Here is a 1,433-nt window from a genome sequence, read left to right on the forward strand (position 1 = left end):
AAGGGGCTGGCTCAGCTGGTCTTCACCAAGGGCACCGTTATCGTCGAGGACAGGGCCTATTTCGACTTATCCCTGATGCTGCAAAGGGTGGCGGCCGAGAACATTTTCGTGACCCGGATCAAGACCAATACGGTATTCGATACCGTTGAGGAACTGGCCCTTCCCGAAAAAGGAGACCAGGACATCCTTAAGGACGAAATCATCACGCTCACCGGAAAAAAAGCCGTGGATACGGGAATGGACCAGGTAAAACTGCGCTTGGTCCACGTCTATAAGGAGGAAGAGAACAAGGTGATCGAGATCATAACCAATAATCTGGACTGGAGTGCCCGAACCATTGCCGACCTTTACAAAAAACGATGGGACATCGAGCTTTTCTTCAAGGCGATCAAGCAGAACCTACAGATCAAGACTTTTGTGGGGACCAGCGAGAACGCCGTAAAATCACAGATATACATCGCTCTTATCACCTATTTGCTGCTACAACTGATCGAAAGGACAATAGCCAAAAAATCGCACGCCTTTTCCAATTTCGTGGAAAAAATCAGGATGTGCCTGTGTTTTTACCTGACCCTAGACTACGCCTGCAACCACGTGGGCGAAGGAGCAAGGAGGATAACGGGCCAGACCAACGTCGATTTCGATGTCGGAAAGGACTTATTTTCTGCGGTTAACTGATTATTATCCCTGAATATGGGGGACGGGAGAGTTTTTTTGACTAATTTCAAAAACTTTCGGATAGCAGTGTCTTCAAAACAATAATCCCTGAACTTCTCGAAAAAGTCAAGGGTTATGGTATCAAACCGCAATTGGTAGCCCGTATCTTCTGAAAAGCCCTTATAAAAATTCAAAACAGACTTGTATTTTTTGAGTGTGCCTTTTGCCTTTATGTTCTTGCCCTTTTCTATAAACTCGTCAAATGAGGGTAGAAACTCATGGGATAAATTCATGGTTGATTGCCCATTTTCAAGCCTTTCGGCAATATACTTTTTGGAAGGTGCAATGTCATTCAGAAGCATATATCGAAATAGCTGCTTCGCACCGTTCTCGTTATCATCCAAAATCTTGTTATACTCCAAACTATAATTATACGGCTCGGATTTTCTCGGTGTTTTGATGCGTTGGTTTCTTTCATCCCAATGCGACTTTTTGCAATCAATGCCCGATACCACCTTAAAGTATTTGAAGCCATTGGCGGAAATCAACATCCGAATGGGCATTGCCCCTGATTTTTTTACTTTGTCCTGTCTTAAATGAAATGAAACTTGCATGGGTCTTTAATTTGATTTCAACATGAAAAAAGGGGCAACGAATAGGGCAACTTTTCTAAGTTTAAAATTGTAATATTGAATTTCAATAACCTTTGGCAGTACCAATATAATCAATATTAGCGGGTTTAAAAGGGTTTTGAAAGGTGAAAAAAGAATAGTGGT

The 1,433-nt window shown here is 42.5% G+C and carries 2 protein-coding genes; one reads left to right on the forward strand and one right to left on the reverse strand.

The genetic code is table 11. The annotated features are described in order from the left end of the window. Positions 1 to 678: IS4 family transposase (locus tag F1E73_RS16940; RefSeq protein ID WP_150452653.1), on the forward strand; the 678-nt coding region annotated here is incomplete at its 5' end. Here the strand turns inward: F1E73_RS16940 and F1E73_RS16945 are convergent. Continuing rightward, entirely contained in the window at positions 579 to 1,271 is a 693-nt protein-coding gene (locus F1E73_RS16945) for a phage integrase SAM-like domain-containing protein (RefSeq protein ID WP_150452654.1), read from the reverse strand. The genes F1E73_RS16940 and F1E73_RS16945 overlap by 100 nt on opposite strands. Positions 1,272 to 1,433: the final 162 nt, after the last annotated feature.

The sequence above is a fragment of the Arenibacter lacus genome, from assembly GCF_008711145.1.
In the GTDB taxonomy this organism is placed as follows: domain Bacteria; phylum Bacteroidota; class Bacteroidia; order Flavobacteriales; family Flavobacteriaceae; genus Arenibacter; species Arenibacter amylolyticus.